The 15,272-nt window shown below is 47.2% G+C and carries 16 protein-coding genes; 6 read left to right on the top strand and 10 right to left on the bottom strand.

Annotation, left to right across the window (positions count from 1 at the left end; translation table 11 throughout):
- Positions 1-198 precede the first annotated feature (198 nt).
- From rplS to ffh, 5 genes are all read right to left on the bottom strand, one after another.
- Entirely contained in the window at positions 199-555 is a 357-nt protein-coding gene (gene rplS / locus ACZ5NB_RS05035; protein ID WP_460231915.1) for a 50S ribosomal protein L19, read from the bottom strand.
- A 65-nt stretch (positions 556-620) separates the two neighbouring features.
- Positions 621-1,376 carry a tRNA (guanosine(37)-N1)-methyltransferase TrmD gene (trmD, locus tag ACZ5NB_RS05030; protein ID WP_460231914.1) on the bottom strand — a complete coding sequence of 252 codons (756 nt, stop codon included), beginning with the start codon at positions 1,374-1,376 and terminating at the stop codon, positions 621-623.
- A 24-nt stretch (positions 1,377-1,400) separates the two neighbouring features.
- The gene (gene rimM, locus ACZ5NB_RS05025; protein ID WP_460231913.1) at positions 1,401-1,964 is read right to left on the bottom strand and encodes a ribosome maturation factor RimM; all 564 of its coding nucleotides are present in this window, start codon (positions 1,962-1,964) and stop codon (positions 1,401-1,403) included.
- Between the two features lie 51 nt (positions 1,965-2,015).
- On the bottom strand, positions 2,016-2,270 hold the full coding sequence (rpsP, locus tag ACZ5NB_RS05020) for a 30S ribosomal protein S16 (RefSeq protein WP_460231912.1): 255 nt from the start codon (positions 2,268-2,270) through the stop codon (positions 2,016-2,018).
- A gap of 195 nt (positions 2,271-2,465) precedes the next feature.
- Positions 2,466-3,842, bottom strand: coding sequence for a signal recognition particle protein (ffh, locus tag ACZ5NB_RS05015; protein WP_460231911.1), 1,377 nt, complete (start codon positions 3,840-3,842; stop codon positions 2,466-2,468).
- A 158-nt stretch (positions 3,843-4,000) separates the two neighbouring features.
- Here ffh and ACZ5NB_RS05010 point away from each other — a divergent pair, with 158 nt between their 5' ends.
- Together ACZ5NB_RS05010 and ACZ5NB_RS05005 are read left to right on the top strand one after the other, a co-directional pair.
- The gene (locus ACZ5NB_RS05010) at positions 4,001-4,792 is read left to right on the top strand and encodes a cytochrome C assembly family protein (protein WP_460231910.1); all 792 of its coding nucleotides are present in this window, start codon (positions 4,001-4,003) and stop codon (positions 4,790-4,792) included.
- An 89-nt stretch (positions 4,793-4,881) separates the two neighbouring features.
- Positions 4,882-6,168, top strand: coding sequence for an HlyC/CorC family transporter (locus ACZ5NB_RS05005; RefSeq protein WP_460231909.1), 1,287 nt, complete (start codon positions 4,882-4,884; stop codon positions 6,166-6,168).
- A 12-nt stretch (positions 6,169-6,180) separates the two neighbouring features.
- Here ACZ5NB_RS05005 and ACZ5NB_RS05000 read toward each other — a convergent pair whose 3' ends face one another.
- A complete protein-coding gene (locus ACZ5NB_RS05000) occupies positions 6,181-6,804 on the bottom strand; it encodes an NUDIX hydrolase (RefSeq protein WP_460231908.1) in 624 nt (207 codons plus the stop codon).
- Positions 6,805-6,966: 162 nt separating this feature from the next.
- Positions 6,967-8,181, bottom strand: coding sequence for a response regulator transcription factor (locus tag ACZ5NB_RS04995; RefSeq protein WP_460231907.1), 1,215 nt, complete (start codon positions 8,179-8,181; stop codon positions 6,967-6,969).
- Positions 8,182-8,733: 552 nt separating this feature from the next.
- Here ACZ5NB_RS04995 and ACZ5NB_RS04990 point away from each other — a divergent pair.
- On the top strand, positions 8,734-9,075 hold the full coding sequence (locus ACZ5NB_RS04990) for a DUF3135 domain-containing protein (RefSeq protein ID WP_460231906.1): 342 nt from the start codon (positions 8,734-8,736) through the stop codon (positions 9,073-9,075).
- Between the two features lie 138 nt (positions 9,076-9,213).
- Positions 9,214-9,756, top strand: coding sequence for an NUDIX hydrolase (locus ACZ5NB_RS04985; protein ID WP_460231905.1), 543 nt, complete (start codon positions 9,214-9,216; stop codon positions 9,754-9,756).
- A gap of 7 nt (positions 9,757-9,763) precedes the next feature.
- On the opposite strand, the gene ACZ5NB_RS04980 is transcribed toward ACZ5NB_RS04985, so the two are convergent.
- Positions 9,764-10,081 (bottom strand): YqfO family protein, encoded by a 318-nt coding sequence (locus ACZ5NB_RS04980; RefSeq protein ID WP_460231904.1) that lies wholly within the window; start codon positions 10,079-10,081, stop codon positions 9,764-9,766.
- A gap of 187 nt (positions 10,082-10,268) precedes the next feature.
- Here ACZ5NB_RS04980 and ACZ5NB_RS04975 point away from each other — a divergent pair, with 187 nt between their 5' ends.
- Positions 10,269-11,123, top strand: a complete 855-nt coding sequence (locus ACZ5NB_RS04975) for an alpha/beta fold hydrolase (RefSeq protein WP_460231903.1) — start codon at positions 10,269-10,271, stop codon at positions 11,121-11,123.
- A gap of 42 nt (positions 11,124-11,165) precedes the next feature.
- On the opposite strand, the gene ACZ5NB_RS04970 is transcribed toward ACZ5NB_RS04975, so the two are convergent.
- Positions 11,166-12,755: a glycerol-3-phosphate dehydrogenase/oxidase gene (locus ACZ5NB_RS04970; RefSeq protein WP_460231902.1), complete on the bottom strand. Its 1,590-nt coding sequence runs from the start codon at positions 12,753-12,755 to the stop codon at positions 11,166-11,168.
- 210 nt (positions 12,756-12,965) lie between these two features.
- On the opposite strand from ACZ5NB_RS04970, the gene ACZ5NB_RS04965 reads away from it, so the two are divergent.
- On the top strand, positions 12,966-13,577 hold the full coding sequence (locus tag ACZ5NB_RS04965; protein WP_460231901.1) for a hypothetical protein: 612 nt from the start codon (positions 12,966-12,968) through the stop codon (positions 13,575-13,577).
- 83 nt (positions 13,578-13,660) lie between these two features.
- On the opposite strand, the gene ACZ5NB_RS04960 is transcribed toward ACZ5NB_RS04965, so the two are convergent.
- On the bottom strand, positions 13,661-15,187 hold the full coding sequence (locus ACZ5NB_RS04960) for a carbon-nitrogen hydrolase family protein (protein WP_460231900.1): 1,527 nt from the start codon (positions 15,185-15,187) through the stop codon (positions 13,661-13,663).
- Positions 15,188-15,272: the final 85 nt, after the last annotated feature.

The following is a 15,272-nucleotide window of genomic DNA, read 5'->3' as shown; positions in this document are numbered from 1 at the left end:
TCTTGAAAACAGGAAATTTCAACAGAAACAATCTATTAGCGCATAAAGTGCGCGTAGTCTGTAACTATTGATTATATTAATGTGGAATACGACGACAAACGACTACAGGTTATATGGCCAAGCCGCAATTCAAGAGGAGACGTGAGACAGAAAAAAGGCGGGGGAAACAGCGGCCCAAGGCCGCTGTATGACTTAAACTTAGTTTAGCTTTTCTTTAATTCGAGCCGCTTTACCAGTCAACTCACGCAAGTAGTAAAGCTTCGCCTGGCGAACATCACCACGACGCTTAACAGAAACACTGTCGATTAGCGGGCTGTGAGTCTGGAAGGTACGCTCGACGCCAACACCATGCGAGATTTTACGTACAGTAAACGCCGAGTTAAGACCGCGGTTTCGCTTACCGATTACTACACCTTCATAAGCCTGAAGACGCTCGCGATTACCTTCAATTACCTTCACTTGAACAACTACTGTGTCACCAGGGCTGAACTCTGGCAGATCGCTTTTCAGTTGCTCTTCTTCCAACTGCTGGATGATTTTGTTTTTGCTAGACATTGTCCATGCTCCTTAAATAAAACCGATTACAGCCACCCAAATTGGCCAACTGCGAATTTCGTAAATTACGTATGTTGCGATTGCTCCATCTGAAACTCGTTCAGTAGCGCTCGCTCTTCATCGCTGAACTCACGACCCGCCAACAGTTCCGGTCGAACTTGCCAGGTCTTTCCCAGCGCTTGTTTCAAACGCCAGCGACGTATTGCTTCATGATTGCCAGATAACAACACCGCCGGGACAATTTGCCCGTCGAGCACTTCCGGCCTAGTAAAGTGCGGCCAATCCAGCAGCCCATTACTAAAGGAGTCCTGCTGAGCAGACTCCGCATCCCCCAGTGCACCCGGCAACTGACGGATAAGCGCATCAATAAGTACCATAGCGGGCAGTTCGCCACCGCTCAGCACATAATCGCCGATAGATATCTCTTCATCGACTAGCTGATCAATTAATCGCTGATCCACACCTTCGTAACGACCAGCTATCAAAACCAAATTCTTTCCCAGCTGTCCGCCGCTCGCAAGCGATTCAACATACTGCTGGTTAAGGGTTTCCCCTTGCGGCGAGAGGTAAACAACTTTGCTCTCACCGGCCCACTCACTCGCAGCCGCGATGGCTTTGCGGAGAGGGTCGACCTTCATCACCATACCTGGACCACCACCGTATGGGCGATCATCCACCGTTTGATGCTTATCAGACGTAAAATCTCGAGGATTCCATACGCGTATCTCTAATAAACCGTTCTCGATCGCGCGACGGCTAATACCGCTTTCTGAGATGGCGGTAAACATCTCGGGGAAGAGGCTGATAACAGCTATCTTCATGACACATCTCTTTGCGAGCGGTGTTTAAAAATCGGGATCCCATTCCACATCGATCTGACCTTGCTCTAGGTCGATCTTGGTCACCACCTGCTCTGGCAGATAAGGGACAAGTCGTTCTCGCTTATCAATACTAGGAGCGGCTGTACTGTCGGGCGCCCCTTGCACAACAAGGACGTCGTTGGCACCAGTCTCTAATAACTTAGTAACCCGCCCAATCGGGGTAGACACCCCTTGATAGCAGGCAACGACCCGCAAACCTTCCAGCTGATGCCAGTAGTACTCGCCCACCGGCAATGCGGGAAACTGATCTGCAGATACCGCGATCTCGACATTGGTGAAGGCCTTCGCCGCATCACGATCTGACACGTTAGCTAATTTCACCAGCAGCCCATCGCTGTGTGGCTTAACTTGCTCCACACTGGCCTGCTTCACGCCGTGGCGAGTCTTTAACCACCACGGCTCGTACTCCAAAATTTGATCTGATGGTTCGGTGAATGACTGGAGCCTCATCCAACCTAGCACACCATTAGGAGCGCCAAGCTTACCGACCGTACGCAGCGAACTCCCTGATGGTTTTATCTCTGTCATAACGAGATTTAGCTCTCTAACCAGCAGTGCGCGTTTTACCCAAAAGCAATTTTAAGCAGCTTGAGTGTTAGCTTGTTCTTTTAATACAGAACGTACTCGATCAGATAGCTGAGCACCTTGGCTTACCCAGTAGTCCACACGCTCATTGTCAATGCGGATGCGCTCTTCTTGTCCACGAGCCAATGGGTTGTAGAAGCCAATACGCTCAATGAAAGCACCGTTACGTGCTTTGCGGCTATCAGCCACTGTGAAGTGGTAGAAAGGGCGTTTTTTAGAACCGCCTCGAGATAAACGAATAGTTACCATGGGTACCTGTTTCCTATTAATGCTTTAAGCTAGCTAATTCTGTCCTTCAGAGAGGTCCGCGTAATGAAATACGTCCTCTCCGCGTAACGAGCCAAGCCCGTTTAAGAAGGCGCGACATTGTACGGGAATCAATTTAGCGTGTATAGACTTTTTACGGCCCAATTTGATGGCTTTTCAGCCACAGATGCTGGCTATTTAACGACCAAAGCCAGGAGGTAGACCACCTCCGCCTCCCATCATGCCTTGCATGCCCTGCATCATTCTGGCCATGCCTCCGCCTTTCATTTTCTTCATCATCTTTGCCATTTGCTTGTGCTGCTTGATGAGACGATTAAGGTCTTGAAGCTCAGCCCCAGCACCCGCGACAATTCGACGCTTACGGGAACCATTGAGAATATCAGGATTGGAGCGCTCAGCAGGAGTCATGGAGTCGATCAACGCTTCCATACGCTTAAATTGCTTGCCAACATCGGCCTTCTCCATCATTTCAGAGACATTGCCCATGCCTGGCAACTTTTCGAGCATAGCTCCCATGCCACCCATATTACTCATTTGTTGCAACTGGTCTTTAAGGTCAACCAGATCAAACTTCTGGCCTTTCTTAACCTTTTGCACCAATTTTTCGGCTTTCTCTTTGTCGACTTTTTGCTCTACCTCTTCGATGAGAGATAAAACGTCGCCCATGCCCAGAATCCGGCTGGCCATCCGCTCAGGATGGAAAGGCTCTAACGCATCAACTTTTTCGCCAACACCTAAGAATTTGATGGGCTTGCCTGTGACATGACGAACCGACAGAGCTGCACCACCTCGTGCATCACCGTCGGCTTTGGTGAGAATCACACCGGTCAGCGGCAATGCTTCGTTGAATGCTTTGGCTGTATTCACCGCATCCTGGCCGATCATGGCGTCAATCACGAAAAGGGTTTCTTTGGGTGAAATAGCGCTATGGAGTCCCTGAATCTCTTCCATCAGCTGGTCATCAATATGTAAGCGACCTGCGGTGTCGACAATCACGACATCGCAAAATTGTCTCTTTGCATGATCGATAGCTGCGTTAGCAATATCGATGGGCTTCTGCTCAGTGGTTGATGGGAAACACTCCACTTCAATTTCATTGGCTAGCGTAGCCAACTGCTCAATTGCGGCGGGACGATAAACATCCGCACTGACAACCAAGACTTTCTTCTTTTCGCGGTCTTTTAAGAAACGCGCCAACTTGGCGACGGACGTCGTTTTACCCGCCCCCTGGAGACCGGCCATCAAGATCACTACGGGGGGCTTAGCGGCCAGATCGAGTGATTCATTCGCATCCCCCATTACTGCCGTTAACTCTGCCTCAACGATCTTTAAGAACTGCTGACCCGGGTTTAGCGCCCGAGAAACTTCCTGACCTAAGGCGCGCTTGCGCACATGGCCTACAAACTCCTTCACGACAGGTAGCGCAACATCCGCCTCAAGCAGCGCTTTGCGAACCTCACGAAGGGTGTCGGAGATGTTCTTTTCGGACAGCTTCGCCTTGCCAACTACGGTACGAAGCGATTTGTTAATTCGGTCGGAAAGATTTTCAAACATAGCAATAACGATGTTGGTTTCTTGAAAGGGCGCGGATTATACCTCATCTACTGCAAATACGGATGGGGCAATTGCGGATGGATTTACTTCTATTTGCTAGGACCTTATGACAAACTCCCTGTTCTATCACAACGAAACGATAATATCGCCTTAAGACTATGCTTTCGATCGCTTCTGCCGCTAACTTTGCTGCGATTGCCCTATATATCGCCGCCACTGCTTACCTGATCAGCGAATACAAGCGACAGAGAGCACCACGGCAAAGAATACTACTGGGGTTGACTCTCGTGGCCCTGACACTCCATGGTGCCGGCATGCAATCCACGGTCTTTGTGGACAACGGAGTAAACTCTAGCCTATTCAAGCTCCCCACCCTCTTCTTTTGGGTCATCAACCTGATTGTTTTGATCAGTGGGCTACGTAAGCCTTTATATAACCTCTTTATCTTCCTGTTCCCACTGACCACGGCCGCTATACTCGCCAGCCACTTCAGTGAAGGCGAGTTAATCAGCGCGACTCCGCTGCTAGGGCATATTTTTTTGGCGATCCTCGCATCGGGTTTTTTAACGATCGCGACGCTCCAGGCCCTGCTGCTAGCATTCCAAAACCGGCAACTTAAGCACAAGCACGCAACCGGCGTAATCAGAGTCCTGCCGCCTCTACAAACCATGGAACGCTTGATGTTTGAGCTACTGTGGATAGGCGAAATCATGCTGACGCTGCTTATCGCATCTGGGCTTTTCATCATTGATGATATTTTCGCTCAGCAACAGGCACACACCTTAGCCTTTTCAATCCTTGCATGGATTGTTTATGCCATTCTGCTGGCGGGGCGTTTTCGCTTGGGATGGCGAGGGAATACCGCCATCCGATGGACGCTTGGCGGATATGCGATTTTGATGCTGGCCTACATGGGTACCCAGCTAGTGTACCAAGTTGTCCTAGGTTAACTCCGAAAGTTGCCAAACGACCGAGATGACTGCAAGATGCCAATCTTCCTCACTTTTAAAATTCTAAATATTGCCGTTAAGGTTTCCCGTTGGACGACATTCCTGTAAGCGTTCTGCTCGCCATAATTATTGGGCTTATTATGTGCTCTGCCTTTTTCTCGAGTTCAGAGACTGGCATGATGGCACTGAACCGCTATCGCCTAAAACACTTGGTTAACAAGAAAAATAAAGGCGCAATGCGGGCAATGGAATTGCTCAAACGGCCTGACCGTTTGATCGGTGTAATACTTATTGGTAACAATCTGGTAAATATTCTGGCCGCACAGCTTGCAGGAATCTTGTGCGTGGAACTGTATGGCGAATATGGTCTTTGGGTTGCATCAATTGGCTTAACAGCCGTTTTATTGATTTTTGCAGAAGTCACGCCTAAGACAATCGCTGCGCTGCACCCCGAGAAAATCGCCTTCCCCGCTAGCATCTTACTTAGGCCGCTTTTAACCATACTCTACCCAGCAGTCTGGCTAATCAATCACGTTTCCAATTATCTAGCACGCTGCTTCGGTGTCGATCCTCACTCCCACAACACCGATGAGCACCTTCACCCTGACGAGCTAAGGACCGTCGTTAATGAAGCAGGCGAACTAATTCCCGATCAGCACCAGGCGATGCTGTTAAATATCCTGGACCTCGAAAAAGCTACGGTGGAAGACATTATGATTCCACGCAACGAAATCGTCGGCTTGGATCTCGACGAAGACATCCCCTCATTACTGCGAGTAATCCGCACTGCTGACTACACTCGCATGCCGGTCTATCACGGTGACATCAACAATGTTACCGGCATTCTCCACCTTCGTAACGCATCGCGATTTCTCTACGGTGAAGACCAAGAAATCACTCACGACGCGATAAAGCGCTTCACACGCGAGCCCTACTTTGTACCCATTAGCACGCCATTGCATACGCAACTAATGAATTTTCAAAAGCAAAAACGACGTATAGCGATGGTGGTGGATGAGTACGGCGATGTGCAAGGTATCGTAACGCTAGAAGATTTACTGGAAGAAATTGTTGGTGAGTTCACCACTAACCTCGCTGAAGATCAGCACCAGGAGATTACACCACAGGCGGATAACTGGTATCTAATTGATGCGAGCGCCTCGATTCGAGACATTAACCGCGCTTTAAACTGGGACTTGAATAGCACCGGACCGAAAACACTCAACGGTCTGATGATGGAATATCTCGAAAATATTCCTGACGGGAATACCAGTTTTCAGATTGGCAACTACCGGTTTGAAACGGACACCCTGTCCGAAAAAATGATCGAGCTTGCCAAGGTCAAGGCCATTCCCGTTCAGCGTCGATTACTTTAAACGCTGACGACCTTATTTCGTCTTAGCACGAAGAGGTTTTCGCTCAATTTCTGGCGCAGCGCTTTCTCTGCCTAAATCTAAGCCCCAACCACTGTTGACAAATTCCAGTAACATTTTTGCTGTTAGGCCCCAAATCTTATAGCCATGATAATGGTAAACAGGGGACCACCACTCTTCGCCATCACGAAAATACACATCAGTTTGTGTGCGTTTGTCCTCAACAAAGTGAGATAACGGCACGCGAAAAATTGCAGCAATTTCGTGCGGGTTAGGGCTTAACTGAACATCGTCAGGAACAATCCCAACGAAGGGCGTCACCTCAATCCCCCACCTTGAGATCATTGGTGGCTGCGAATTAATCACATCCACATCACCAGGTGGCAAACCAATTTCTTCGTAGCTTTCACGCAGCGCAGTATCCACCAAGGTGCGATCAGCTTCTTCCCACTTACCCCCTGGAAATGACACTTCGCCACTATGGGACGATAAATGCGCGGCACGTAGGGTTAAAATAATTTCGGGGTCATCATGCTGATCAGTTATCGCAATTAATACGCCTGCGTGATTGTTGAATGGACCGGGACGCTCAAACCTCTCCCTAGGGACCGCATACGATTCGCGTAATTGCCGTAACATGAAAACACCTAAATCACTCAGTTCTGCTATCACGGTAATCAGACCAATGATTTATGCGCAGAAAAAATTCTCAAAACGGGAAATATACCATATCAACTAGCGAAGGTTGTGACCGACTACACTGTGCTGTGCTGTGCTGTGCTGTGCTGTGCTGTGACAAGTTTAGAAAAGCTCAATATCTGACAATGAAGCACCGTCATCTGTCTGAGAAGGCGTGGTATGAATCGCGGTTTCGAGAATTTGATTTTGTTCGTCAGTCAAGTAACTTAGCAATCGTATTACCCCCTCCAATGACGCCTTTAGCCCCGTATTTTGATCTATCAAGGCTGCTGCTGACGCAAACGCCGTATCGACCGATTGAATAATGTAGGACTCCTGATCGTCTTCCAACCCCATTTTGGGCAAGGCCATTTCAAGCTTGTCCAACATATCCCGAACCACTTGCGTAACCGCCTCTTGGTTGCCCTGCATGTTACTAGTGATTTCTTTCAGTGTGGTTTTCACCGCATCAACAGAGCGCGATAGGTTTGCGGCCTGCTCTCGCAAGGCATGCTCTGTATTAAGTATTCGAACTTTTTCGTCCGAGGCGGCTAACACGAAGGGAATGAGGTCTTTGATTCGTCCATAGTTTTCACGATTATCGAGGGGCATGTTTTTGACCAATAATGCCACACTCGGATAATTGACCTGAGTGCGACAGCCAAAATCATAAAAGCGCTGTTCGGAGTGAAGCATCTTCATCAAATCTTGCTCCAACGGAGAGGCCACCCCACGTCCCTGCGTAAAGCACTCGTCACCCGCATCCGTTTTAAATAGCAGACAGCATTTGAGGCCAAGCCCCTCTAGCAGCTCAAATAGCTTGCTCGCCAATTCACTATAACTAGTTAAAGAAAAGCTCGATTCCACAAAGCGAATTGCTTTCCCAAGCTCCGAGCTACCCGCAATTGCCTGCAGCGCGGTTTGCTCAGCGGATTTGGCTTTGGTCGAAAGCTCGGTTTGCAACTCGACTCGCTCGGTCAACTTCTTGAGTTTAGCCTGAATAATTTCAGCACTCGCAGGTTTAGTCAGGTAGTCGTCCGCACCCACCTCGTAACCCAGCATGCGCTCCCGCAGTGAGCTGCGACTGGACAAAAAAACCACCGGAATATCCTTTGTGGACGCTTGGTTTTTCAACGCATCGCAGACTTCGTAGCCGTTCATTCCTGGCATTTCAACATCGAGCAGAATGACCTGTGGCGACTCCTGACTCGCTTCAAGGATTCCTGCTTTACCATCAAACGCGGAGTACACATCAAATTTATCCAGTAATGCCTTACTGATAACTTTGTGCGTTATTTTATCGTCGTCGATTACCAGTACTTTTTTCTTAAGATCCATTAAGAACCAGCCCAATAGCTCAGCGAAAAACACCCATATAGGCCCATACCTATACCTATTTCGGAACAGCAAACTTTACAACGGGGTCAGAGACGGCAATTTAATCGCCTCTCTAGTTAAATCTAGACAATATTGAGCATCTTGCCCGAAGAAAGGCACCAGAAAAAACACAGGATAACTATTGCGATGAAAAACAACATTTTTGATCTAAGACTAAGCCACCAGGTCATTTGGAAATATGACCCGAGCCCCGAAGGCAGTCTCAAATAACCGCAGATCAAAGATCGGTCACCAGATCATAAGCAATTGATAAATATAAGGTTTTACGGCGTACATTTATGTCCGCCCGGCCATTTTCACTTATAATTATTTGATCTAATATCATCCCTACACATTACATTCCGTGTTTTGTAGGATTCCTCTTGAGCTATCCGCGCTGGCATTACAACTCAGCACGATGAGCGAGCAAGACAGGTGGGGGCCTGTCTCGAGAACAAACTAGCGTCGACTGAGTCGCGCTGAAGATAGATCCATTACTTGGGGGAAACGAGGATGCAAGACTTGCCAGACTTCGACACATTGAAAAATTTAGCGGCAGAGGACCCAGACGCGCTGGAAGCTTTACGCCAACAGCATGTCGATGCGCTGATTTCTAGCGCGCCAGCGGAGCACCAACGCCGACTGCGGGGATTGCAATTCCAGATCGATGCACAGCGTCAAATCCACTCTCAGCCGATGTCAGCTTGCATCAAAATTTCGCAAATGATGTATGAGTCTTTCACCGAGATGCGCTATTTGCTTAACGAAATGACTGACCAAGGCGTGCAACGACCTCGCGTTGATACCCCGGCCACGGCAGAGCCAGCAAAAGTGTTGGATTTTTCCGCTCAGTAGCTCAACAGGCTCAACACCGTCTTGGCGTTTCTTCTTCGAAACGCCTCCTCTTCATACCACTTATAGTATACTGCCCTGCTAATAAACTACCTTTCACGCTAGTAGCTCCGACGAGCTACCTCAACCGGATAGCGTTTCATGAAGTTTTGCAGTAGTTGTGGCAGTACAGTAGAAATTCGCATTCCTGACGGCGATGATCGCGAACGACATATTTGCGTTGAGTGCGAGACAATCCATTATAGCAACCCACGGATCATTACCGGCTGCCTTCCCGTATACGAAGACAAGGTACTATTATGCAAACGCGCTATTGAGCCGCGTTATGGCTATTGGACGTTGCCCGCTGGCTTTATGGAAAACGGTGAAACCACAGAAGCAGGAGCCTTGCGTGAATCCTGGGAAGAGGCACGTGCAAATATTACTTCGCACTCTCTCTATACTTTGTTCAACTTGCCCCACATCAACCAGGTCTATCTGTTTTACTATGGCACCCTAAAAGATTTAGATTTTGCTGCTGGACCAGAGTCGCTCGAGGTCGAACTGTTTACCGAGGAGGAAATCCCCTGGTCAGAGCTTGCGTTTCCGGTTATCAAGCGAACGCTCGAGTTTTATTTTGAAGACCGAAAAAATAATAGTTTCCCTCTACACTCAGAGGATTTAATTTATAAGAAACGACCATAGAGATTAATTAGATTGGTACTTTTATCAACTCAATAATATCGAATGCTGGCTCTTCGTAAGGGTGAGCTAATCGCATTGCATAGATAGCCTCTCTCAAGTGCACGTTGTCACAAACCATCTCTACTTTATATTCGCAAACAGTCTCAACCTTTCCCTGCTGACCAATAAATGGGCTGCTACCAGCCAATGGCCTGAATTGTCCCTCCCCCTCTGTCTGCCACGCACAGCAGTCATAATCACCGACCTTCCCAGCACCAGCAGCAAACATTGCTGCCTTAACCGGCTCCAAATGATCACTTGGAATGAATACACTGATTTTGTACATACGATTGCCCCTCTATGGTTGCCCACTTTGATCAAGTGACAACCATCACAGTTTGAATATTGTATAAAACTGTCAATATATGACAGCGATGTTTACTAATATCCTATAATATCGTTTCGCTCAAGATTACAAAAAACGGCTGCCCGTTGTGCGCCCTCAATTTTCAGCTAAAAACGATACACAAGTTATGAGCAATTCTATTTATCGGAATGAAACTGCCGCAACAAACATAGCGGGCAAATACGGAGAATTACTGCGCCACTGGCCAGTAATGAAAGACGAGTCCACCATCAGCACTCGCCATGGCGATACCTTTATTATTGCTAGTGGCCACCCTGATAACCCACCGCTCATACTCTTTCATGGTATGGGTGTAAATTCGCTCATGTGGATTAACGACATTAATACCTTGAGTAAAAGCTATCGAATTTATTGCATAGACACGCTTGGCGAGCCAGGACGATCAGCAAGTAACCGCCCCTCGTTAAAAGGTGATGCATATGTCGAGTGGATCGAAGATATTTACGAGGCTCTAGGTATCCAGAGCGCAGCCCTGATCGGTATTTCTTTTGGCGGGTATCTCGCGCTGCGTTTTGCCTGTGAACACCCTGACAAAGTATCTCGCTTAATTACACTCTGCCCTGCAGGTATTGTGCGCCCCCGACTTTCATTTATTCTGAAAGCTCTTTTTAGTCACTTTATCTTTGGATCACTGGGAAGAAAATGGTTATTTAGACACATTCAAGGCCGCGACAACCTTGAAGCGAAAAACCAGGAGTTTTTTTCGACAATATTTCAAGAATTTAAAGGTAGAGGAAGCATTCCAATCATCCCGGATGAAAAACTGGCTCACCTGTACTGCCCGAAGCTACTCATTGTTGGCGGTAAAGACGTTATTTTCGATTGCAACAAAATATTGTTGCGCTTAGCACGAACAACTCGCGAACTCGAAATCATGTATAGAGCGACCAGTGGACATATGCTGACCGAGTGCACTCGTGAAATTGATCGATTTTTAATGACAGAGTTCGCACCAGATTAATTCCGTTTGCGTACTGAATAGAATCGGCTCGGCATACCCTACCTACTGAGTATGCCGCTCGATAAAATCCTGTAATTTACTTTCGGCGCTTCCATAGAATAATAACTTAGCAATGTCTCTTAGGCCGGGATGCTTAATTAGCTCTTCAGCGGACATGACCATTAACACCTTACTTCGGCGACGCAAGAAATCCTCAAGCGTAATAATCATTTCCGTTTTGGCCATTAACATAATCTCACCGCGAGTATATTCAATTTCTTGAATTGGTTTTTCAAGCAGCGTGTCATCTTCAATCATCGCATTCAGCAACTCATTGGCGAACGCCCCATAGCGGCGCCATATCCGTTCAGACAATGGTTCACCAGATAGCGTTTTCACCTTTTTATCAATGTTCAATTCCGCTGCTCTGGCTAGGAATACTTTTTTATCACTCGCAGGTGGTTCTCCATACCAAACCACAGGATTCTGAGCGGCTCCCACGCCGAAACCTGATACGATCTGCGCTACTTCTTCCCCAACATTAATACAGTCTGTTAACTTTCCGCCAAATATACTTAACAACCGTTTCGAGGCGTCGACTTCCGTTACGTGTTTTCTCGATAAGGTAAGCCAGTCATCTCCAGACTCCCGCGCTTTTTTGACCGCCAAAGGTCGGACACCGCAGCGCTCGGCGATGATGTCTTTGGTAGTTAATTTTCGGGGAAGGTTTAACATTTCGTTGGCATTGTCTAAGACAAATTGCCGGTCCGCTTCGCTCACTGTCGACGTCGGAGAATCGACGCGTGTGTCCGTTGTGCCAATGCAGGTTTTCGGCCCCATAGGCAATACGAAAAAAAGTCGTCCATCGCTGGCGAAAAATGCCAACACTTTATCTTCAGGCATGACCTCCCTGGGTATCACCCTGTCGACTATTAAATGAATACCTTTAGAAAATACGTGTTGGTAATTGGTTTCATGCTGAATCAGTTGGTTAAAATGATCAACATAGGGACCACAGGCATTGATCAACACGCGCGAGCGTATTTGAGTCGTTTCGCCGGTAAGACGATCCTCAACAGTCGCCAGCCAGCAACTTTCGCCTTGCTCTACAGTACCTAATTGCGCACTCTTAACCTCAGCATAGTTCACCGCGCAACAGCCGGCCTCCATGGCCTTACGAACAAACCGAAAAACGAACCTGGAATCATTGTCCGGCAAATAACAGTCAGAATACTCCAAACCGCCAACTATACTGTCGGCATTTATAGCCGATACGCGCCTAACAATATCCTTCTTCCGCAAATAACGAGGCGATTTAGTAAAACAAGCGCCGATAAACCAATAAAGCAAAGCACCAAGGTAAATAAAAAACGGAGGCATTCTAAACCCGCGTCGAATCGTGGTCAGAAAACGAATCTCCTTTACGCTTGACGGGTAGTGCTGCATTAAATGGTTTCGACTACGGCAAAGCTTGTTGACCAATAAAAATTCGCCGCTTTCTAAATACTTGATTCCACCCCATGCTAAATTTGATGACTGTGAACTGGAACCACTGGCAAAATCACTTCGCTCTACCAAAGCGACCTTAACGCCACGGGCCGCTAAGGACGCAGCGGCCACCGCTCCATTAATGCCCGCTCCGACAACCAACACATCGTAGTCAACGCTGGAAAGCGCTTGCCAATTATTCGCACGCGAAAATAAGTCGTCATTTATGCCTAAAATAGTGTCACCTTCGAAAGGTTAAAAGTGAATCAAGGGATAAGAACCATAGTGTGCAACGTGAGCCTTAGCTTGTACATAGCCAGCCTGCTGTTTAGTATACGCACCAATAAATAACATTAATTTATTCATGGAGATACAATGAACTTGAAAGTATGGACGATCATTGCGTTTGGACTACTCTGCGCAACACAAGCAAACGCTGGGGAGTGGAAGTTTGGAGCGCAGATCAGCTACGTGCCAGGTGTTGAAGATGTACTGGACATTTATGAAGACAACCTACGCTACGAACCTCCCGGGTTCTATTACGACGTCGACGTCGCAGAAACGCTCCCGATTGGGATTGGCTTTCGAGGGGTCTATCACGCCGACAATGGGCTCCGCACTGATCTATCCGTTGGCCCACTTTTTTTGATTGCAGGGGATGCGGACCATCTTCAACTACCTGTAGCAGCTACCATTGGATTCAATTTTAATCACGGCGGCACCGTCACGCCGTATGTGCGCGCGGGTTTATCCAACCATTTCACGAGCGGGGATTACGTGGAGGACACGTCAATTGGCGCACTAGGGGCAATTGGTATTGAGTTTGGTCATGGGAGGTTTTTCTCGTGGGGCTTAGAGCTAGCTGTCGACACCGCTAGCATCACATTGGAAGACTATGGCCCGCATAATGATGTCGGGTTTGGCCTGCGAGGACTCACAGAGGTAGAAGCTTACGATCGAGTCTTATCTTTCTACTTTACTTTTTAATGCAGCTCCTAATGTCATTTACCACATTTAGAAAATTTGAATACCCTACGAATAAACAGGGCATTCAGACTCTAGTAACGTTACTATTTTTTATTCAACGATAAGCTGTACAGATCAGTTCGACGCTGTTTCAAGTTACGAACCGATCCTTCGCTATGCAAAATCTTTAGCTTGTACATGTCGAGATCAGAGAAAAGTAACATTTCTGTATTTGGTGTCGCCTCAGACAAAACAGCATCATGCGGAAAGGAAAAGTCTGATGGCGACAGCACCGCCGATTGAGAGTATTGCACGTCTAGACTTTCAACCGCAGGTAAGTTGCCAACGCTTCCCGCTATCACTACATAACATTCGTTTTCAATCGCTCGCGCTTGTGCACAATGTCGAACACGTAAATAACTATTTTTAGTATCTGTCCAAAACGGAACAAATAAAATCTGCATTCCCTGATCGGCGAGAATTCGCGACAACTCAGGGAATTCTACATCATAGCAAATCAATATGCCGACTTTTCCAGCGTCTGTATCAAATACGGATATCTGATTCCCGCCTTCAATGACCCAGTCATTTTCTTCATGCGGTGTTACATGAATCTTACGCTGCTCATCTATTTTTCCACTGCGATGACAAAGATAGGTAACGTTGTATAACTTCCCTTCCTCTAACAAAGGCATTGACCCGGTAATAATATTGGCATTATATTCAATTGCCATTCCGGCCATTCTTTCTCGAATCTCATCGGTAAAACTCGCAAGATAACGAATAGCTTCCATTTGAGAGCTACTAGGTTCAATACCCATCAAGGGTGCATTAAAGAATTCCGGGAAGACAATAAAATCTGACTGGTAGTCAGAGACTGTATCGACGAAAAATTCCACTTGAGACATCAAATCTTCAAGTGATTTAACCCCGCGCATCTGCCACTGTACGGCCCCGACTCGCACGACGGGCTTTGCGGTTTCAAGCACAGTGGGCTCTGGGTCGAACAAAATATTGTTCCATTCTAATAATGTTGCGTAGCCTTCGGAGTCTTCGTCCTCTGGCAAATATTTTTTCAACAAGCGCTTAACTTGAAAATCATTCGACAATTGAAAAGACAAAATAGGATCGTACAACTCCTTGTTGTCGACCTTTTCGATGTACTGCATCGGCGTCATCTCATCACGCACTTTATGGTAATTAGGAATTCTTCCGCCAGCGAGAATAGCGCGCAAATTGTATTGTCGACATAGTTCCTTTCGCGCATCATACAGCCGTCTACCCAAACGTAAGCCTCGATGGCGGCTACCGATAACCACGTCTAACCCATAAAGCGCGTCACCTTTTTTGTCGGAATAAACGTTATCGTTACTATCGACAATGTCGTCGTAGGTATGTGGGTTAGAAAAGCGTTGGTAATCCACCTGTACACTAAGAGCTAAGCCAACGAGTTCCTCTCCATCTAAAATACCCAGCTGCCCTTCTGGAAACTCCTTTATCAGACGTTGAATAGTATGACGAGGCCACGCGCCACCTAATTCCGAATACACCTCATCCATTAACGACTTAATCTGTGGATACTGCGCCAATGTAAGATTGCAAATAGTAATGCGAGCATTTTCGATAGACATAACACTTTCCGGGATGTTTGAAGACATTTAGATTATCATAGACCGGCCATTCGTGGAAAAATGTGAAACCCCTTTTAGCCTTAGA

Source organism: Aurantivibrio plasticivorans (assembly GCF_055392955.1).
The sequence above is the reverse complement of the archived record's forward strand: the minus strand, read 5'-3'. Positions and strand labels throughout refer to the sequence as shown.